A 19,730-nucleotide genomic window follows, 5' to 3' on the forward strand; every position below is an offset into this window, starting at 1 on the left:
TTTTTTCAAAAAAATATTAATTTCTAAAAAAACAGGTTTTAAAAATCTATAAATCTTCTCAAAAAAGATATAATTAAAGATTTTGAGGGTTATTTTAGAAGATAATGGGGTTTTTGAGGTGAGCTTTAACTGCTTGATTTTCTGATACTTTAGTCGGATATTTGAATCATAAAATGGTCTAAGTAACCAATGGTTTAGATAATCACAAAAAATCATAGAAGAGTATGGAAAGCGTGTTTGCTTCGATTTTGTTAATCTCGGGTCGTCCGACTCAACCATTTACTGGTGTACCGCCAGTAGTAATGGTTATATTCATGGTAGTTTCTGTTGCATTGATAGTGTTGGGTTTAGTAATTTCTAGAAAGCGCCAATCATGGTTGGAGCATTCACAAATTACAGAAGGAGAAATCGTAGAGGTAAGTAAACGTTACGAACGTAGTGACAAAATGGGACAATCCCCGATTTACTTCCCTGTGGTATCATTCAACTTCAAAGGAAGAACATTTAAGATAGAATCTGAGACTGGCATGCCAAGAATCAGTCAAGTAGGAGAAAAAGTGGAGGTTCGCTTTAACCCTGAAAACCCTTACGATTCTACTTTAGGTACGTCGAGTATTCCTGGTACAAAACCTGGTTTGTTCTTTGTTCTTGGAGCTTTGTTATTAGTAGCAAGTGCAATTCTAACGGCTCATGCTCAAATGCCAATCGCTCTTAAGTAATTTTGGACTCCAAATAATAAAAAAAGGTGTTAGCAATAACACCTTTTTTTATGCAAGTATTTGCAAGCTTATGCAAACTATAAGATTTCTACTGATTTGCCTTTGAAAGGTTGCAAGATTTTTTCATTTGGATTAAGGCTCGTAACCAAATAATCCAAATCGTCTACATCGCATACTTTGTAGTTTTCTACACGATTCATTTTTTCTTCAATCACACAGCTTACCGTTTTTTTGGCAACGCTCATCATCTTTTGTTTTAGTAACGATTCCTCATATTGTCTGATGGCTAATCCTTTTTGTGAATGGATACTGTTGATGCCCATGAAGTAAAGGTCGGCATTGATATGCTCTAAATCTTGCATGGTTTTACTACCAAGTGTTATTTGGTATCGCTTATAAAACGATCCTCCGAGCAAAATTACTTCTATTTTTGGATGTTCAGCCAATGCCGTAGCTAAATGCGGATTGTTGGTCACCACAGTAATTTCTAAACTTTTAGGGAGTTGCTCAGCAATATAAAAATTGGTGGTACCTCCGTCCATCAATACAATAGAGTGATTCTCAATTAGTTTTTGAGCTTTTTTTGTAATGATATTAAATTCATTGTTAGCAATACCCAAACCACGACTTGCTTTCATTGATAAGTACGAGTTGGCAATAGCACCCCCATGTACTTTTTTCAAGAGTCCTCGGTCTTCTAGCTCTATAACATCTCTCCTTACACTATCATACGAGACATTTAATAATTGTCCCAGCTCTACTAATGTTACTTTCTTGTCAGTTCCTAACTTTTCTAGAATTAGTTGTTGACGTTCTTCTTTAAGCATAACTTTAAACCTTTAAAGGCCCACGCTTGCGTAAGATTGCAAGCACTTCTGTTTTATTATAATAAGTAGTCAAATTTACAATTATTTCTTGCTAATATCCTAGAGTAGAATGTTTTTTTTCGCAAATCTTTGAAAAAAGGTCTCAAACTATTGCAATTTTTTGCAAATTTACTTGCAATAGTTTGAAAAGTTTTTTATACCTTTGTCTTGTAATAAATTAACCATTTTTATATCTTTAGAGAATAATTAGTATTAATAATTGGATAGTAAGAATAATGTTCTGAAGGGTTATTAAAAAACGGTGACAGCTGTGCTGACACCGTTTTTCTTTTTTATTACACTTGGAAAAAAACTCGCTTGACTCTTTCGCTTACATTTGTCAAAATTTCATAAGGAATAGTATCTATTTTTTGAGCCAGTTCTATAATCGATAAATCTTTCCCAAAAATAATCACATCGTCTCCTTCTTGCACATTTGGCACATCGGTTACGTCTATCATACACATATCCATACAAATATTTCCAATTACTTTACATCGTATACCATGTACTAAAACTTCGCCATTTCCACGGCTAAATCCTCTGTCAAAACCATCAGCATAACCAATGGCAATGGTGGCAGTTTTAGTTTTTCGATTAAGAATACCTTTGCGGCTATAACCTACGGTTTCGTGAGCTTCGACTGTTTTGATTTGCGAGATAACCGTTTTGAGTGTACCTACTGTTTGTAACTGCGCTTGGTCTTCGGGGGTAGCAGCTACGCCATATAGCCCAATTCCCAAACGCACCATATCCAAACGTGCTTCAGGAAAACGTGCTATTCCTGCTGAATTGGCGAGATGTCTTGAAGGAAAATAACCAATTGCTTCAGAAATCTCGTTTGCCATCTCGGTATAAAGTGCTGCTTGATTTCTGGTAAAATCATCGTGTTCGGCACCGTCTGCACCAACCAAATGACTAAAAATGGTCGACACCCAAAGGTTGGGATTACAGGTTAGTACTTCTAATAGCGCAGGTAATTCGTGTTTTTCAAAGCCCAAACGGTGCATTCCCGTATCGAGCTTGATGTGTATTTTGGCAGTTAGATGATGTTCATCGATAAATTCTGAAAACTCTCTTAATATGCGTTTGCTATAGATTTCGGGTTCAAGATTATACTGAACAATCTGCTCAAAATCGTTAGGGGATGGGTTCATGACCATGATAGGCAAATAAACACCATTTTGTCTCAATGCTACACCTTCGTCTGCATAGGCTACAGTGAGGTAGTCTACTCCATGAAACTGTAAAAGGTTGGCTACTTCGGTGCTACCTGCCCCATAAGCAAAAGCCTTAACCATGACCATAATTTTGGTTTGTTGACCGATTTTATCTCGGTAATAGTTAAGATTGTGGGTAATGGCATCCAAATTGATTTCGAGGATGGTACCATGAGTTTTCTTAACCAATTTACTGACAACCTGTTCGAAGCCGAATTTGCGTGCCCCTTTGACCAAAATAACACTATCTTTGATTTCTTTGATGAGCCTACTTTCAAGAAAATCTTGGGTCGTTCTGAAAAAATGCAAAGCACCTTCATGAACTCCATTTTTAGATGGAATTGAAAACAAACCACAATTGCGCGTTATAATTTCGCCAATACCAATGACCATATCCAAATGTTTGGCTTTGACCAAATGTGCAATATGTTTGTAAAGCTCACTTTCTATAACTCCTGTCTCTAGCAAGTCGCTCAAAATCAATACTTTTGCTTCTCTTTGCTTTTGCTGATTTAGAAAGTTGAGCGCAATCGTCAAACCTGCTAAATCATTGTTATAGGTATCATCAATTAAATAGTTTCCTCTGACTCCTTGTTTCATTTCAAGTCGCATCGAAATCGGACGAAGGATTTGTAGACGAGCTTGAATCTCTAATTCATTATATCCCAGATGAATCATAGAGACAATACAGTGAATAGCATTCTCAATAGAGGCTTCGTCAGTAAACGGGACATCGAGTTTCATTGCATGACCGCCTTGAAATGGCAAATCCTCCTTTTCGGTATCTGGATCATCTAACTGTAAGGTAACCAGCGTGTTTTGAAGTCCCACTTCCCAGTCTACTCTAATACCAAAGGGCAACACTCTCGACCATGAAAGGATTTTACATGAAGGGTTTTCAAAAATGAATTCCTTTTTTACAATCTCATCAATCTCAACGTAATCAGAGCAATATATTAAAGTTTTAGCCTGCTGAAACAACTTCATTTTCTCTCGAATTTTTTGACTAGTTTCAGCAAAAAACTCATTGTGAGCTGTGCCAATATTGGTAAAAATTCCGATAGTTGGTTGTATAACTTTTTGCAAAGCTTCCATTTCTTCGGGACGAGAAATTCCTGCTTCGAATATGGCAAGCGTATGAGCCTTATTCATTTGCCAAACCGACAAAGGCACACCAATCTGCGAATTATAGCTTTTAGGGCTTTTGACAATCTGAAAACGATTAGCTAATAACTGTGATAACCATTCCTTTACCACCGTTTTACCATTACTTCCTGTTACTCCAATGACAGGAATAGCAAATTGGGAGCGGTGCTGTGCCGCCACTTCTTGCATGGTCAAAATACTATTTTCTACTTGCCAAACTTTTGCTTCTGGCATGTGTGAAAGTTCACGCATGATCCCTGTTGTACAAGCTGACTTTTCAACTACAAATTCACGGACGCCTTTGCGGTACAAGTCATCCAAATACTGATGTCCATCATGATGAAGCCCCTTTATGGCAAAGAAAATAGAAGAACTTGGAGATGAAAGCTGGCGACTGTCATTCAGCAAATATTGGGCGTGGGTGCTAATGGGGGCTGTTTGAAATTTCATTCTACAAAATATCCAAAAAATATTGAGCGATTTGCAATTGAGCGTGGGATTGATTTTTAAAACACATTTTAGAAAAACCCACCCGAAAGTATCACTTTTAGCTCAATCCATCATTAAATCCTTATGAAATAGCAACAAAAAAAGTGAGGTAAAAATTACCTCACTTATCTTAATTTTATATTAGAAAAAGCTAAGTGGCTTATGATAAAGCAGCTACACCTGGCAAAACTTTTCCTTCCATATATTCTAACAATGCACCACCACCAGTAGATACATAAGATACACGGTCGCCATAACCAGCGTTGTTTACAGCCGAAGCTGAGTCACCACCACCGATTAATGAGAAAGCACCGTTTTCTTCAGTAGCTTTAACAACTGCGTCAGCAATTGCGTTGGTACCGATAGCAAAGTTAGGGAATTCAAATACACCCATTGGACCATTCCAAAGAACTGTTTTAGAGTTAGCAATTACTTCGCTAAACAATTTCACAGACTCAGGACCGATGTCAAGACCTTCCCAACCATCAGGAATTTCGCCACGATTTACGATTTGACGGTTAGCGTCATTACTAAAGTTATCAGCACAAGTATTGTCTAATGGCATATAGATTTTTACACCTTTAGCTTCTGCTTTTTCCAACAATGATTTTGCTAATTCTACTTTATCTGGCTCGTTGATAGACTTACCAATTTTGCCACCTTCAGCCAAAGAGAAAGTATAAGTCATACCACCACCGATGATAAGGTTGTCTACTTTGTCTAAAAGACGCTCGATAATCAAAATTTTATCAGAAATTTTAGAACCACCCATGATAGCTGTGAATGGACGCTCAGCGCTTTCTAAAATTTTGTTAGCATTTTCGATTTCAGCCAACATCACATAACCACATACGCGGTCTTCGAAGAATTGACCAACTACAGCCGTCGAAGCGTGTGCACGGTGAGCAGTACCAAAGGCATCATTTACCCAAACATCGCCCAATTTTGACAATTTTTCAGCAAACTCAACATTTCCTTTTTCTTCTTCTTTGTAAAAACGAAGGTTTTCCAACAAAAGGATTTCACCTGCTTGCAAATCAGCAGCTTGATCGATAGCCGATTGTCCGATACAGTCATCTGCAAATTTAACTTTGCGACCAAATACTACTGACAATGGATTTACTAAGTGCTTCAATGAATATTTTTCAGTTGGACCGTCTTTTGGTCTTCCCAAGTGTGACATCAAGATAACCGAACCACCATCATTAAGAATTTTGGTGATTGTAGGAATAGTTGCCTTAATACGAGTATCATCAGTGATTTCGAAACGTTCGTTCAATGGAACGTTAAAGTCAACACGGACTAATGCACGCTTGCCTGCAAAATTGTAGGAATTGACAGTCTTCATTTTTTTTCTTATGTTAATAGTTGTTTATAATTGGGAGATTTATGAATCAACAAAGAAAAATTACGAAACGTCTAGTTCTTTCAAAATAATATTACGTGAAATTAAGATTTTGTAAAATTATTATAACCTCGATGCTTCGTTGACTTTCCTTTAAAAATCTTCGGGGCAAATATACATTTTTCAAGAATAATTCACGAAAAAACACAATCATTTGAGTATTTTTAATTAGAGATTATGTAATAAGTTACATTTTTTAAAAGAATATTGAAATAATACTAAGTCGAGCTTCGGTATTTGTACTATTTTCAGTAAATCCTTTCAAGTATTCTTCTTTCCTGAATTATTCGAGCGCTTAATCCGTTCTGTTATAGCAAATCTAACATTTGAAGCTCAATTCAATTTTATGATACCAATCGAGAAAAAAGAACTTCCTCCCAAATACTATTTAACCTATTTTCAATACCTGTTGGACTTTGTCAAACAGAAATATACCACAATTCTCAACGAGCAAGAAAATGCTTTTATTCAGGCATTTGAGGCGCTCGACGAGGATGAACAATGTTTGTATATTCGCTTCTCAAATCGTCGTGGCTCGTTCTTCAAAACAGATAAACTGAAGTATGCAGAAATCGAAAATATTGATATTATTCTTGATGCCTTAATAGCTAAAAACTTTTTATCTGCACTTAGTCATGAGCATATCGTCTTGGCTGGTAATGTTTTGGATATCCTCAATAAGTCGGAGTTGATTCAGTTAGCTAAAATGTTGAATCTGGATGTCAAGGGTAAAAATGGACTTAAAAAAGAGGAGCTCCTCGACTGGCTTTTAGAATCAGCTACTTTTGATGAAATGGTGGCGTGGCTCAATCCCGAAATCGCCGAAAAACCTGCTATTATAAAAGTCAATTATGAGGAAGAAGTACAGATGCTCAAGTTCCTATTCTTTGGAAGTCGATATGGAGATATGACCGAATTTGTGGTGCGAGATTTAGGCTTTCAAACTTATGAGCACTACGATATGGATCAATTGGTTCCACATTTCCAGAGTCGACAAGAGGCGGAAGATAAATTCAAGGTGAGTTTAGCAAGAGAAGATTTTTATGAAATGCAGGAGCAAAACATAGCGCCAGAGGAAATATATCATTGGTTTATGACTTGGACTGAAAAGCATAAGGAATCACTTTCAGAAATTGCTCAACCCAGCTATGCAAGATTTGCCTTGAAAGTGGGAAGTTATTTCGAAAAAGCCAAATTGCCAGACCTTGCTTTGCCTGTATTTCGACTTACCCACGAACCTCCTTCAAGAGAACGGCAAGTAAGAATTTTACATAAAATCAAAAATAATGAAGAGGCTCAAGCCTTATGTGAGCAAATTCTTTCGGAGCCACAAAATGCTGATGAGCAGTTTTTTGCACTTGATTTTTTCAATAAACTAGAAGCCCAAAATGCCAAGAAGAAAGTTAAAAAAGCTGTGACAGATAAGCTTCATAAGGCAGATGTGTTGGCGTTGGATAAATCATGGCAACGTCAAGTAGAATTTGGAGTAATAGACCATTACGAAAAGCTTAATAAAAAGGCTGCTTTTACCGAAAATCACCTTTGGAGAAGTTTGTTTGGACTACTTTTTTGGGATATTATTTTTGATACAGAAAGTATGGCGATTCATCATCCTCTTCAACGTTCGCCTTCAGATTTGTTTAAACCAACATTTTTTGAAAAGCGTCAACAAAAAATGGAAGAGCGTCTCGAAATACTTGACGATCCCGATGCTTGGAATATCTTTATGAACCAAACTTTCTTTGAAAAATATGGTATTACCAATCCTCTGGTGGACTGGTATGGAGGCTTATTTCCTTTGATTATTACTTTGTTGGAACGCCTTTCGAGCGAGCAAGTAAAAGCCGTAATGCTCGAAATGGCTCGTAATCTTCGTGAAAATGTCAGAGGTTTTCCCGACCTGTTTATTTGGGACGATGGCGACTATCAGTTTATAGAGGTCAAGTCTCCAACAGATAGTCTTTCTAACCAACAATTGTATTGGTTAAGGTTTTTTGAGAGCATAAATCTGCGAGCTAAGGTACTCAGAATAGAATGGAAAAAGCCTGATACAGAGTTAATAACGGCGTAATGTACAGTTTATAAACATGGAAAAGTTTTATTTTTTCTTGAATTAAATATAATAAATTCTTTACGAATTCTTATTTTTTGTACATTTTCAAGATTATTACCTTGTTTTATTATATAGAAGATTTCTAGTTTTGATTATTCGAAGAATCTGAAAAATGGGCTTGGATTTATCAAATTAATCTTCTAAATTCATTCTAAGGAAATCGCCCAACAATGTATTTCAGTCCTATAAAAGAATAGGGCTTTTACAGAAAAATAAGTTTGGAGTCCGAGGAGTTAGCCTTTTGATAAAAGTATCGTATCGCTAGTTCCCAACTCCAAACTTGGGCAAATTCCTACTCAACGTCATTGGCACATCAATCAGATATACATACATTGTTCAGCCTTATATTTTATATACTAAAATTAAGCAGTGCGACGTTGAGGGGAAAATGATCTTTTAACCTTAAACTAGAGTGCGTATGAAATTACAGGTGCATTCAATTCACTTCGACGCAGACAAGAAGTTGTTGGAGTTTATCCAATCAAAGTTAAACAAATTGGATACGTTTTACGACAAGATCACAGGTGGGGAAGTTTTCCTTCGACTCGACAAAGGGGAAAATACAAAAGTGAGAGGTAAAACGTTAGAGGTGAAAATAAGTTTGCCGGGGGCTACACTATTTGTGCGGGAGATGGCTACGACTTTTGAAGAGGCAATGGACATTGCAATTGAAGCTTTGAAAGTTCAATTAAAACGATTTAAAGAAAAAGTTCAGGAGAAATCATTAGGCAGTCGCCAAGTTTTGATGAATTTGTCAATGGCTTCTGAAAGCTAAATATTAAAAGCCCAAGCGAAAGCTTGGGCTATTTTTTTGTATCTGTAATGAATTGTTAGTCATTAGTCAGGTTCGACTATTTAATTCTGTTAAAAAATGCGTTGAAGAAATAAAAATGATTTCTCACAGATACAGACCAGTATTGCCAATTGTGAGCTCCCGGGCGTTCAGTATATTCATGCGGAATTTTATTATCCATGAGTTTTTGGTGCAAAGCACGATTTACACCAATAAAGAAATCATCAATTCCACAGTCAATCAAAATAGATTGAGAAGGAGAGAAGGTCTGATTAATGACGGCATTTTTTTCCCAAACAGCTTTGTTTTCTTCATATTTTCCTAGTCGTCCTTTGATATTCCAGTTGTTGGGAAAAGGCAAAATATCTACGCCTCCACTCATACTTGCCATAGTACCGAATAGTTCGGGGTGGCGCGTACCCAAGTACAAGGCGCCATGTCCTCCCATACTCAATCCTGTAATAGCTCGCCCATTAGGTTCTGATTTGGTTTTAAACTTGCTATCAATAAACGGAATGAGCTCTTTCGAAATATAAGATTCATACTGATACGACGGAGTTATAGGACTGTCAAAATACCAACTATCATATCCACCATCTACGCATACTGCAATTATCTGATATTGGTCTACAAGTTGTTGGAAATCGGGCGAAGACTCTACCCATGAGCGATGATTGCCACTATAGCCATGAAGGAAATAAATCACAGGAAAACGCTTGTCGTTTGATGTCGTATAAGCTTGAGGCGTTACTACAACAATGGGGCTTTTCTTTTTCAAAAACTGACTATTTACTTGAATAGTATCGACAGTTGAGCCGAATCCAATAAATTGGATTAATAGCAATAGAATCAGTAAAGTACTTTTTTTCATAGATTGTTAGAAATAAGATGATGGAATTGATTATAAATTTTCTTCGATAGATTTCTCAAAACAAAAATAGCTTAAATTTTATACAAAACGGAGTTCTCTAATCTCTCATTGGTTCTATTAAAAAGTGTGTAAAAATTAAATTCAGCAATATGTTACTTGATACGTTTTTTTGACTGGTAGATAGGGATAGAAATTAATCGTAAACTCTGTTAATTTGATTAGCGTCATACCAATCATCGATGGAAGACTCTTTAGCGATTTTAAACCCAATTTATCAACTATGAAAAGGCGTACTGCTATCAAAAACCTCTCAATGGCTGTAGGGACTGCTATTGCTTGGCCATCATGGGCTCAAGCTTGGACACCCGAAAGTCTCTCTCAAACAACTCAACTTCATGCTGGTTCGCTCGATGTATTGGGCGAAGTGGTAGAAACCATCATTCCTGAATCATCAACGCCTGGCGCAAAGTCGCTGAAAGTTCATGTATTAGTCGACCGAATGATTCGTGACTGCTATGGTCCAGAAGCCCAACAGACGTATGCTCAAGGATTAAATTTATGTAATGACTTTTCGGAAAAAATGAATCAAAAACCTTTTTCGCAAGCTTCAAAAACTGAACGAGAAAAGGTATTGAAGGAAATGTCTGTTTCGGATAACCCAGTCGCTAAGGGCTTTATCACGCTTGTTAAAAATCTGACTATTAGAGGATATATGAACTCGGAATATGTCATGACCAATATCCTACATTTCAATATGGCTCCAGGGTATTATCATGGTTGTGTTCCTGTGAAATAGGCGTTTCCGAAAAACATTTTCTTTTATCTCCTCATTTTTATTATCCGAAAAATCACATGTCATATTTTAATATAGATTCAATTAAAGAAAGAACTTTTGATGCCATAGTTGTTGGCTCAGGAATTAGTGGTGGCTGGGCTGCCAAAGAATTAAGTGAAAAGGGGCTCAAAACCTTAGTGCTTGAGCGTGGTCGCGATGTCAAACACGTGACAGATTATCCAACGACTATGATGAATCCTTGGGAATTTGAACATCTTAATCAGATACCCAAAGCTGTCAAAGATGCCAATCCTATTGTAAGCAGATGCTATGCTTTTAACGAAGATGCAGCCCATTTTTTTGTGAAAGATAACGAACACCCTTATGTCCAAGAAAAACCGTTTGACTGGATACGGGGTTATCAGGTAGGAGGGAAGTCATTGATGTGGGCACGTGGTACGCAACGTTGGTCACAATATGATTTTGAGGGTCCAGCAAGGGATGGTTTTGCTGTAGAATGGCCAATAAGTTATAACGATTTGGCACCTTGGTATAGCCACGTTGAGAAGTTTGCAGGAATTAGTGGCAATAAAGATGGTTTATCTCAATTACCAGACGGTGAGTTTTTGCCTCCCCATGAGCAGTCTTGTGTCGAAAAGCATTTCTCTCAACAAATGGCGAAACATTATAACAACACTCGTCCCGTAATTATTGGTCGTTGTGCGCATTTGACTAAGCCTCAGCCTATCCACTTGAAGCAAGGCAGAGGTCAGTGTCAAAACCGTTCTTTATGTCAAAGAGGATGCCCTTATGGTGGATATTTTAGTAGTAACTCTTCAACGATTCCTTGGGCACTCAATACGGGTAATATGACCTTACGACCAGATTCGGTGGTGCACTCAATCATTTTCGATGAGCAAAAAAATAAAGCCACAGGAGTTAGGGTAATAGATGCGCATACCAAGCAAATGACCGAATATTATGCCAAAATCATATTTGTGAATGCGGCTTGTTTGAATACTAATTTAGTTTTGTTGAATTCTGTTTCACATCGTTTCCCCAATGGATTAGGGAATGATAATGGCTTGTTGGGTAAATACATTGCGTTTCATAATTTTAGGACGACCATTACCGCAGAGTACGAAGATTTTAAAGATACTATGTCAGACGGTATCAGACCGAATGGTAGTTATATTCCACGTTTTAGAAATGTACAAAAGCAGGAAACGGATTTCTTAAGAGGATATGCTGCTGGTTTTGGTTCAAGTCGAAACATTGCTTATGATACTAGTGGTTTTGGAGATGATTTGAAAGCTAGTTTGAATCAAAGAAACTACGGAAACTGGCAGGTAGGCTCGCACATGATGGGCGAAACAATTCCGAAAGAAAGTAATTATGTGGCTTTGGATCAAACGCTGAAAGATGCTTGGGGAATACCTCAATTGCGTATTTCGGTAGGATATGATGATAATGATGAAAAAATGATTCGTGATTTTCATGAGCAAATGACCGAAATGTTGACTATTGCTGGTTTTATGAATATCAAGACTCATGATAAACCAGACAAAGCACCTGGCTTAGATATTCACGAAATGGGAGGCGTTCGCATGGGGAAAGACCCCAAAACGTCGATGTTGAACAAATGGAATCAGCTACATCATTGTAAAAATGTATTTGTGACCGATGGTGCTTGCATGACTTCTGTTTCTACACAAAATCCTTCGTTGACTTTTATGGCGCTTACGGCAAGAGCTGCGAATTACGCTGTGGCTGAATTGAAAAAGAAAAATTTATAGAACAAAGGGATAAGTCTTGATGAAAGAGCTTTAGTTTTTTTTATGAGAAAAAATAGATTTTTGCCATAGGACGATTAAATTGTACTAAGAAATGAAATGAGGGAAAAGCAAGTCTTTCTTCCCTCATTTTTATTTGGTGAAAGATTAACTTGCGACTCAACCATTTGATTGAACCCTTCAGCCCTTTTATTTAATCTCTAAAACATTCAACTATGAAAAATAATAGACAACATTCTATAGATTTTTTACGTGGCTTGGTCATGGTAATCATGGCGATTGACCATATCAGAGACTTGATGTTGACTTCTGAAATAACTCAAGACCCCACAGATTTGGCAACTACTACACCATTTTTGTTTTTTACGAGATGGATTACTCATTTTTGCGCACCAACATTTGTGTTTCTTTCGGGTGTATCTGCCTATTTATCTTCTCGCAAACATCATGATTGGGAGTCTACCAAACGATTTTTGATTACCCGTGGCTTATGGTTGATTTTGCTTGAATTTACCATTATAGGATTTGGTATTTGGTTCGATTTACAATTTAGAAGCTTCCTTTTCCAAGTGATAGGTAGTATAGGCATGGGCATGATTTTATTAGCTTTTGTCTTCAAGCTCTCTCCAAAAGTATTAGCTATTATATCCTTAGTTTTGATTTTTGGGCATAATGCATTAGGCTTAGTTCCTACTTTTGAAAATCCAGTTTTGAAATTTCTATGGGCACTTTTCATCAGTCCAAATCTATTTCCAATTGGTGCCGATCACATGGTAATGGTAATGTATTCAGTACTTCCTTGGTTTGGTATTATGCTTGCAGGTTTTGTCGTAGGACGACTCTATGAGTTAGATCCTTTGGCTCGTAAAAAAAATCTGATGACTTTATTCTCTTTTACATTCATAGCTTTTGTTGTGATTAGAGCTATTAATATTTATGGAGATCCTAGACCTTGGACGGTACAGGCAAATCCATTTTTTACGGTATTGTCATTTGTGAATACAACCAAATATGCTCCATCATTGCTTTTTACGCTGATGACGCTCAGTTTTGCTTTAGGAGTTTTACGATTGACAGACGGAATGAATAATGCAGTAATGCGATTTTTCAGTGTTTATGGAAAAGTACCTCTTTTTTATTATCTCCTTCATTGGTATCTCATACACTCCTTAACCCTGCTTATGGTCTTTATGCAAGGCTTTACTTGGGAGAGTTTAGAGTTTGGTATCTTTAAGTTTGGGCGTCCAGCCACTGGCTCGGGTGTGTCATTAGGAGGTATGTATTTGGTATGGATAGGGGTGGTATTAAGTTTGTATCCTTTGTGCCTGTGGTATGGTAAATACAAGGCGTCACATCCAGAAAAGCAATGGCTGAGATACTTGTAAAATGAGTGCTAAGACTGTACGAAGGATTTCTAACTATTGCAGATATTTCGGAAATAAAGAAAAATATAAAAGGTTACAATTCTGAAATCCATCTTCAGATATCCGAAATCAATATTTTACAATCCTTCGTACACTACTAATATTGACTCTACTACGCTGTGCATATTAAGGCTAGGTTAAGTTTTGCTTGATGGTGAGCTTGTTCTTTTGAATCTCAATACATTCGTGCTGACATAAATTTACCAGCACATGAGACTAACCATTTCCTTCAATTTATTACTTACATTGTGTCTTTATAGTTGTACAAATCAACATCAAGTAGAACCTAATATTTGTGTAGCCAATCAGTCAAAAGAGATTAGTTTTAAAACAGATATTATTCCGATTTTGCAAAAAAACTGCTGGTCGTGCCACAATGCTGTCAACCACTCTGGCGGTTTGGTATTGGAAACATATCAACAAGTTTCGGAAGATGCCAAGAGTGGTGAGCTATACGATGCAATTGTTCCTTTTAATGGCAATCCACCAAGAATGCCCAAAGGAGGTATCTTGTCCGAATGTGAAGTAGCGACCATCAAGAAATGGATTGATAATAAAATGCCTAATAATTAAAAGGATATTTTGTATTAAGTGGTTGACTTTTAGTATAATGGATACTTTTACTCTTAGTGGTAATCGACCTAAAATATCCTCAATATATATATGAAATTTATGTGCTATAGGTACTTTGATGAGGGTAACGTTCCATTTTATTCAATTCTGTGAATAAGTTTATCTGAAGAATAAACCTCGATACTGCCAATCTTTTCTTTTTGAAACTTCTCCATATTCCATCCCATATTGGTGTCGAATGGCATCATGTGTTCAAACTTAGAAGGTATGAGTTCAACTGTACAATCCCTAGAATAAACAACCAAAAGAGAATGGGCAAGTCCAGGCTTAGAGTCCATGATTGTGATGCGTTGATAGGAGGGATTTTCCTTTAAAAAAGACTTAACGGAAGAATTGAGATATTTCTCTAGATTCCGAGAACATGGAGTCTGTTGTGTTGTTTCTGTTTGACAAGCCAAAACTAATAAAGGAAGGAGTAGAATTCTTTTCATAATAACGTCTATTTTGGAGTACTAATAGTTCTTTTTGCTTTAACTATAAGCAAACAATTCAATGTGTTATCGCAATCCTGCTTTTACAGCTAAAACTTAAAGTTGTTAAGCTAAATTTCGAACATTTAGGTTAATTTATGGGTATATTCGAATAAAAGATTGTCCTTTTTTACTTCAATCCTGAATTTGTAATGCGTACATCAACAGAACTCAATCGTCGTAACTTCCTCAAGGCTTCTGGGCTTTCGGGAGCTGCTTTTATTCTTGGTTTATCGGCTCGTGCTGCTGAGCCATCAGAACAAGCAATTGAAAACCTTAGTTTGCTCGAAGATTCTTTTGAGCTTACGCCTTTTGTTATCATCGAAAAAACTGGAAAAATCACTATCATGAATTCCAAGCCCGAAATTGGTCAAGGTACATGGCAGGCTATTCCGATGATAATTGCAGAGGAGTTGGAGTTGGGATTAGATCAATACGAGATAAAACAAACCTCTGGTGATAAGAAATTTGGTGGGCAAACGGCAGGAGGTAGTTCTTCGGTGCGTACAAGCTATGCTACCTTGCGAAAAACAGGAGCGGCAGCTCGTGAAATGCTCGTACAGGCAGCTGCGCAGACTTGGGGAGTTCCAGGAAATGAGTGTTATGCCGAACGAGCCAATGTTTTCCATAAACCTAGTGGTAAAAAACTGGCATATTCAGCGTTGGTTGAAACTGCTTCTAAGTTGGAAGTTCCCAAAGAACCCAAATTAAAAGATAGTAAGGATTTTAAATTAATCGGGAAACAAACACAGCGTCAGGATATTCCTTTGAAAGTGAAAGGACAAGCCACTTTTGGCATGGACGTAGAAGTGCCTAATATGGTTTATGCTTCGGTGGAACGTTGCCCAGTTTTTGGTGGAAAAATCCAGCAACTAGATGATGCCCAAACCCTAAAAGTAAAAGGAGTACTACAAGTTGTGCGTGCGGAGAGAGTTTTAGGTAAAAATAGATATGAAGTTGTTGCGGTAATTGCATCCAATTATTGGGCTGCGTTGAAAGGCCGCAAAGCGCTAAAAGTAACATGGGATTATCAAGGAAATGACCAGTTTAGTAGCAAACAATTTGAACAACAGTTACGTGATTTGTCTAAAAACGAAGGGGTTATAGATCATAATCAAGGCGATTTTGATAAAAACTATGCTGAAGCTCCAGTAAAACTAGAAGCATTTTATGAAACGCCGATGGTGTCGCATTCACCGATGGAGCCAATGAACTGTATTGCTAGCTGGACGGGGGACAAAGTTGAAGTTTGGGCTTCGTCTCAAGGGCCAGATTTGTTACGAAATAGAGTCGCAGATGCCTTTGCGATTCCTGCTGATAATATTAAAGTTAATATTTTCTTTAATGGAGGAGGTTTTGGGCGCCGTTTGTACCAAGATTTTGCTACCGAGGCTGTGTCTATTGCCAAAGCCGTTGGTAAACCTGTCAAAGTAATTTGGACACGTGAAGATGATACCACACAGGGACCTTTCAGACCTATGACTTTTTCTGCCTTTAAAGGTGCGCTTACATCAGATGGCAAAGCTTTAGCCTTGCAGCATAAGGTAATATCGCCTTCCATTAATGCTACGCAAAATAAGAACTACGATAAAACGAAGTCTGACAATACCATGACAGAGGGTATTAGTGAGCAACAATACGAAATCCCTCATATCAAAAACTATTACGTTCATGCCGAAACGCATATACCAATGGCAGCTTGGCGTGCAGTAACGAGTACGACTTTGTCGTTTGCTCATGAGTGTTTTATTGATGAAATGGCACATAAGGCCAGCAAAGACCCATTTGATTTTCGTTTAGAAATGTTACAAAAAGAAACAGATACCAAACGCGTAATGCTTAAACTCAAAGAGGTATCTCAATGGGGTAAGCCATTGCCAAAAGGTTGGGCAAGAGGTGTAGCACAATGGGAGTTTTTTGCAGGCTTGGCAGCACAAGTAGTGGAGGTTTCGAAAAAGCCAAGTGGAGGCGTAAAGATTGAAAAAGTATATGCTGTGATTGATTTGGGAACAGTTGTCAACCCAGATACTGTAAAAGCTCAAGTAGAAGGTGCAGTAACTATGGCCATAGGCGCAGCAACCAAAGATGCGATTACTTTCGAAAAAGGGCAGGTACAGCAGTCTAACTTCCATGATAATAGAATGGTGAGAATTGAAGAAATGCCAATTGTTGAAGTACATATCTTGGCAGAGGGTGGACCTAAAATCAAAGGAGTAGGAGAGCCAGGACTACCACCATTTGCACCAGCATTAGCCAATGCGATATTTGCTGCAACAGGCAAACGTATTCGCAAAATGCCTTTTGATTTGGATAAAGTATAAATTTAGTTGGTATTCATGAAGACTACTTTGTAGTTTTTAAAATTATTCCCCCAATCTTTTATATATCTAGGTAGTTCACGTTTGTTATCAGGGTTATTGGTGAAATAAAGAATACGTTTGTTGTCAACTACAGCAGCCCAATATTGAGAATTGTAGGCATTTTGTACAACAATGCAAGCTTTTTCTTTTTCTAACCCTCTGACTTTTCCTTTGGTAATATATACGTCGTCAAAGTTTTGAGTCAATATTTGTGAGGCATCAACAAACAAATCATAAAATTCCTTAACATCATTTCTGAATAAAGAGTCCTGTTCGTTATTCAGAAAATAACCAAGATCTAAAAGTGAATATTGTATCAAAAAATTATTACTTCCCTTACGGAAATATTTACCACAAAAGCTTACATCTGTTTTTCCACAGTTACTTTTGGGGTCATTTTGAATCGAAATAATAGAGTCTCCGTGAAGCTCAAAATGTAGTTTACAAATTTGATTAATAGAGGCATTGGCATAAAATGCCTTTGAGCCACTTTGTAACATCAAACCATCAATGTAATCGTTTTGAGCTCCACTTGTTGCATGAATGGAAAAGTGAGAGAGGCTGTCTGAAATAGCTGAAATTTGTAGTGAAGCATTTTCCCATTTATCGTATCTATACCAAGTACCTACACATTCTGAGAATTTATTTTGAGAAAAGCAGGAAGAGCTTTTTGTAAAACTTAAAAATAGGACCTGTAAAATAAAGATGTAGTACTTTAATTTCATGTATTAGACTTTAAAATAAATTTTTATTTTATAAATAACGAAGTTATACTAAATTTTTGTAAATGTAAATGAGATTTATTCACAATAGAATAGAAAATCAATAAGTCTTGAAAACTAAAAAGAAATTAGAGCTTTTTTTAAGTAAAAAATAACCCTATTTTATTGTTGTTTATGGAATCGCTTGAAATTATTATTCTGGCTGCTGGAAACTCAAGTCGGCTTGGTCAGCCCAAACAATTGGTGGTTTATCAAGGCAAAACCTTAATTGAACATATCGCCTCAAATGCTTTGATGGTTAGCCCACATGTAACCGTGGTGTTAGGGTCACACGCCAAACGTATCGAATGGACGTTGAATCAGGCACAGTTATTTCCCAAAATCGTTTATAATCCTGATTGGGAGCAAGGAATGGGAACGTCGATAAAAGCAGGAGTAAGCTCTTTGACCAATAAGCAAGCACCCATTATGATACTGTTATCTGATCAACCAGCTGTAAAAACTCATTTGCTTTGGCAGATGATTCATTTGTATCAGGAAAAAAAGCCCGAAATTGTGGCTTGCGATTATGGGGGAAAATTGGGTGTTCCGATGTTGTTTTCTCCACAAGTACGTCATGAACTTTTAATATTATCTGGAGATCAAGGGGCACGTAGTTTTTTGCCCTACTACAGCGACACAACTCTCACAGTACCTTTTGCATTGGGAACTTGGGATATTGATACCCCAGAAGATGTGGTAGAACTTATGCGAAAAAAAAATTGAGCTAGTACTTCATTTTTCTTACTAACTTTGATAGACTTTAGATGAAATACAGAGGTGAGGTGAGATAAGGAAAATGGTTTTTGTACAATTTATCTGTAAAAATATTGACATCAAAAAGCTGAAGGACAGAGTTCTTCGGCTTTTTGTTTAATCAAGCTTTCGTAAGATAGATTTTTACCAAAAAAGAAAGCTGCAAGGTAGTTACCTTACAGCTTTGCCATATTGCTTCTTGCTATTATTTGATCACTAACCTATTAGATATAGTTTTCAATACAAATATATATAATGCCTAAGGTATGAAAACTATGAATGTTGCGAAAATTATTATTTGGTATGTAAATGGCTGATTCTGGGTTTTAAAAATATAAGTGATGTAAAAATAATATAGATATAATCCTAAATTATTGATATGAGATATTTTATTGAATGTGCGTATTTAGGGACTAATTATGCAGGTTGGCAAATACAACCCAATGCATTGACAGTTCAGGAAGAAATAGAAAAAGCACTAACCATTTTACTGAAAGAACCTACCAGTTTGATGGGAAGTTCACGTACTGACGCGGGTGTACATGCCTATACGCAAGTGGCGCAGTTTGACCGAGAAAATCCAATTTCTGATATTTCGCAACTGATATATAGATTAAATAAAATTTTATCTCAAAATATTTCTATAAAACAGATTTATTTGGTGCCAGACGATTTTCATTGTCGCTTCGAAGCTACTTATCGTAAGTATGAATATCGGATATTGAGAAGAAAATCGCCTTTTTATCAAAACATGGCCTACCAATTCGAAATGCCTTTGGACGTGCCTAAAATGAATGAAGCAGCACAAATTTTGTTTAAATACGAAGATTTTGAATGTTTCAGTAAATTACATACCGATGTAAAAACTTTCAATTGTACCATGATGGAGGCTGAGTGGATTCAAGAATCAGAAGATTTACTGGTTTTCCATATTAAAGCCAATCGTTTTTTGAGAGGAATGGTACGTGCTATTGTGGGCACTTTGTTGGAGGTAGGTTTAGGAAAATTGAGTGTAGAAGGTTTTGAAAAAATTATTACCGATAAAAATCGTCAAAATGCTGGTCGCTCGGTACCAGCACAAGGCTTGTTTTTGATGGAAGTGAACTATGAGTTGTAAAAAAAGGATAGGTGAAAAG

16 protein-coding genes are annotated in these 19,730 nt (G+C 36.9%); 10 read left to right on the forward strand and 6 right to left on the reverse strand.

The annotated features are described in order from the left end of the window. Positions 1-224 precede the first annotated feature (224 nt). Positions 225-719 carry a DUF3592 domain-containing protein gene (locus QM481_RS13540; RefSeq protein ID WP_166553585.1) on the forward strand — a complete coding sequence of 165 codons (495 nt, stop codon included), beginning with the start codon at positions 225-227 and terminating at the stop codon, positions 717-719. Positions 720-796: 77 nt separating this feature from the next. On the opposite strand, the gene QM481_RS13545 is transcribed toward QM481_RS13540, so the two are convergent. From QM481_RS13545 to QM481_RS13555, 3 genes are all read right to left on the reverse strand, one after another. Beyond that, positions 797-1,546, reverse strand: coding sequence for a DeoR/GlpR family DNA-binding transcription regulator (locus QM481_RS13545; RefSeq protein ID WP_166553586.1), 750 nt, complete (start codon positions 1,544-1,546; stop codon positions 797-799). Between the two features lie 335 nt (positions 1,547-1,881). Continuing rightward, entirely contained in the window at positions 1,882-4,401 is a 2,520-nt protein-coding gene (locus tag QM481_RS13550; protein ID WP_283382132.1) for a bifunctional UDP-N-acetylmuramoyl-tripeptide:D-alanyl-D-alanine ligase/alanine racemase, read from the reverse strand. 199 nt (positions 4,402-4,600) lie between these two features. Then, positions 4,601-5,788 carry a phosphoglycerate kinase gene (locus QM481_RS13555; protein WP_166553588.1) on the reverse strand — a complete coding sequence of 396 codons (1,188 nt, stop codon included), beginning with the start codon at positions 5,786-5,788 and terminating at the stop codon, positions 4,601-4,603. A 403-nt stretch (positions 5,789-6,191) separates the two neighbouring features. Between QM481_RS13555 and QM481_RS13560 the strand changes: the two genes are divergently transcribed. Both QM481_RS13560 and hpf read left to right on the forward strand, forming a co-directional pair. Then, positions 6,192-7,916: a VRR-NUC domain-containing protein gene (locus tag QM481_RS13560; RefSeq protein ID WP_283382133.1), complete on the forward strand. Its 1,725-nt coding sequence runs from the start codon at positions 6,192-6,194 to the stop codon at positions 7,914-7,916. Positions 7,917-8,376: 460 nt separating this feature from the next. Then, on the forward strand, positions 8,377-8,733 hold the full coding sequence (gene hpf, locus QM481_RS13565) for a ribosome hibernation-promoting factor, HPF/YfiA family (RefSeq protein WP_166553590.1): 357 nt from the start codon (positions 8,377-8,379) through the stop codon (positions 8,731-8,733). Positions 8,734-8,809: 76 nt separating this feature from the next. Here hpf and QM481_RS13570 read toward each other — a convergent pair whose 3' ends face one another. Further along, the gene (locus QM481_RS13570; protein ID WP_283382134.1) at positions 8,810-9,622 is read right to left on the reverse strand and encodes an alpha/beta hydrolase; all 813 of its coding nucleotides are present in this window, start codon (positions 9,620-9,622) and stop codon (positions 8,810-8,812) included. Positions 9,623-9,902: 280 nt separating this feature from the next. On the opposite strand from QM481_RS13570, the gene QM481_RS13575 reads away from it, so the two are divergent. From QM481_RS13575 to QM481_RS13590, 4 genes are all read left to right on the forward strand, one after another. Then, entirely contained in the window at positions 9,903-10,418 is a 516-nt protein-coding gene (locus QM481_RS13575) for a gluconate 2-dehydrogenase subunit 3 family protein (RefSeq protein ID WP_283382135.1), read from the forward strand. Between the two features lie 56 nt (positions 10,419-10,474). Then, positions 10,475-12,193 (forward strand): GMC oxidoreductase, encoded by a 1,719-nt coding sequence (locus QM481_RS13580; protein WP_283382136.1) that lies wholly within the window; start codon positions 10,475-10,477, stop codon positions 12,191-12,193. A gap of 212 nt (positions 12,194-12,405) precedes the next feature. Next, positions 12,406-13,575: an acetyltransferase domain-containing protein gene (locus QM481_RS13585; protein WP_283382137.1), complete on the forward strand. Its 1,170-nt coding sequence runs from the start codon at positions 12,406-12,408 to the stop codon at positions 13,573-13,575. A gap of 249 nt (positions 13,576-13,824) precedes the next feature. Beyond that, entirely contained in the window at positions 13,825-14,187 is a 363-nt protein-coding gene (locus QM481_RS13590; protein ID WP_283382138.1) for a hypothetical protein, read from the forward strand. Between the two features lie 137 nt (positions 14,188-14,324). On the opposite strand, the gene QM481_RS13595 is transcribed toward QM481_RS13590, so the two are convergent. After that, positions 14,325-14,678, reverse strand: a complete 354-nt coding sequence (locus QM481_RS13595) for a hypothetical protein (RefSeq protein ID WP_283382139.1) — start codon at positions 14,676-14,678, stop codon at positions 14,325-14,327. A gap of 191 nt (positions 14,679-14,869) precedes the next feature. Here QM481_RS13595 and QM481_RS13600 point away from each other — a divergent pair, with 191 nt between their 5' ends. Further along, positions 14,870-17,038: a molybdopterin cofactor-binding domain-containing protein gene (locus QM481_RS13600; RefSeq protein ID WP_283382140.1), complete on the forward strand. Its 2,169-nt coding sequence runs from the start codon at positions 14,870-14,872 to the stop codon at positions 17,036-17,038. 2 nt (positions 17,039-17,040) lie between these two features. Here the strand turns inward: QM481_RS13600 and QM481_RS13605 are convergent, their stop codons facing one another. Then, the gene (locus tag QM481_RS13605; RefSeq protein ID WP_283382141.1) at positions 17,041-17,802 is read right to left on the reverse strand and encodes a hypothetical protein; all 762 of its coding nucleotides are present in this window, start codon (positions 17,800-17,802) and stop codon (positions 17,041-17,043) included. A gap of 171 nt (positions 17,803-17,973) precedes the next feature. Here QM481_RS13605 and QM481_RS13610 point away from each other — a divergent pair, with 171 nt between their 5' ends. Next, positions 17,974-18,564: a nucleotidyltransferase family protein gene (locus QM481_RS13610; protein WP_283382142.1), complete on the forward strand. Its 591-nt coding sequence runs from the start codon at positions 17,974-17,976 to the stop codon at positions 18,562-18,564. 409 nt (positions 18,565-18,973) lie between these two features. Next, complete coding sequence (gene truA / locus QM481_RS13615) at positions 18,974-19,711, forward strand: tRNA pseudouridine(38-40) synthase TruA (protein ID WP_283382143.1); 738 nt, start codon at positions 18,974-18,976, stop codon at positions 19,709-19,711. Positions 19,712-19,730: the final 19 nt, after the last annotated feature.

Source organism: Flectobacillus rivi, assembly GCF_030056655.1.
GTDB classification, from domain to species: Bacteria; Bacteroidota; Bacteroidia; order Cytophagales; family Spirosomataceae; genus Flectobacillus; species Flectobacillus rivi.

What these genes read in the sequence shown, in the direction of transcription:
- QM481_RS13605 (WP_283382141.1), bottom strand. Translation starts at nt 17,802, where the DNA reads ATGAAATTAAAGTACTACATCTTTATTTTACAGGTCCTATTTTTAAGT.
- truA (WP_283382143.1), top strand. Translation starts at nt 18,974, where the DNA reads ATGAGATATTTTATTGAATGTGCGTATTTAGGGACTAATTATGCAGGT.
- QM481_RS13585 (WP_283382137.1), top strand. Translation starts at nt 12,406, where the DNA reads ATGAAAAATAATAGACAACATTCTATAGATTTTTTACGTGGCTTGGTC.
- QM481_RS13540 (WP_166553585.1), top strand. Translation starts at nt 225, where the DNA reads ATGGAAAGCGTGTTTGCTTCGATTTTGTTAATCTCGGGTCGTCCGACT.
- QM481_RS13595 (WP_283382139.1), bottom strand. Translation starts at nt 14,678, where the DNA reads ATGAAAAGAATTCTACTCCTTCCTTTATTAGTTTTGGCTTGTCAAACA.
- QM481_RS13570 (WP_283382134.1), bottom strand. Translation starts at nt 9,622, where the DNA reads ATGAAAAAAAGTACTTTACTGATTCTATTGCTATTAATCCAATTTATT.
- QM481_RS13600 (WP_283382140.1), top strand. Translation starts at nt 14,870, where the DNA reads ATGCGTACATCAACAGAACTCAATCGTCGTAACTTCCTCAAGGCTTCT.
- QM481_RS13550 (WP_283382132.1), bottom strand. Translation starts at nt 4,401, where the DNA reads ATGAAATTTCAAACAGCCCCCATTAGCACCCACGCCCAATATTTGCTG.
- QM481_RS13590 (WP_283382138.1), top strand. Translation starts at nt 13,825, where the DNA reads ATGAGACTAACCATTTCCTTCAATTTATTACTTACATTGTGTCTTTAT.
- QM481_RS13610 (WP_283382142.1), top strand. Translation starts at nt 17,974, where the DNA reads ATGGAATCGCTTGAAATTATTATTCTGGCTGCTGGAAACTCAAGTCGG.
- QM481_RS13545 (WP_166553586.1), bottom strand. Translation starts at nt 1,546, where the DNA reads ATGCTTAAAGAAGAACGTCAACAACTAATTCTAGAAAAGTTAGGAACT.
- QM481_RS13555 (WP_166553588.1), bottom strand. Translation starts at nt 5,788, where the DNA reads ATGAAGACTGTCAATTCCTACAATTTTGCAGGCAAGCGTGCATTAGTC.
- hpf (WP_166553590.1), top strand. Translation starts at nt 8,377, where the DNA reads ATGAAATTACAGGTGCATTCAATTCACTTCGACGCAGACAAGAAGTTG.
- QM481_RS13580 (WP_283382136.1), top strand. Translation starts at nt 10,475, where the DNA reads ATGTCATATTTTAATATAGATTCAATTAAAGAAAGAACTTTTGATGCC.
- QM481_RS13575 (WP_283382135.1), top strand. Translation starts at nt 9,903, where the DNA reads ATGAAAAGGCGTACTGCTATCAAAAACCTCTCAATGGCTGTAGGGACT.
- QM481_RS13560 (WP_283382133.1), top strand. Translation starts at nt 6,192, where the DNA reads ATGATACCAATCGAGAAAAAAGAACTTCCTCCCAAATACTATTTAACC.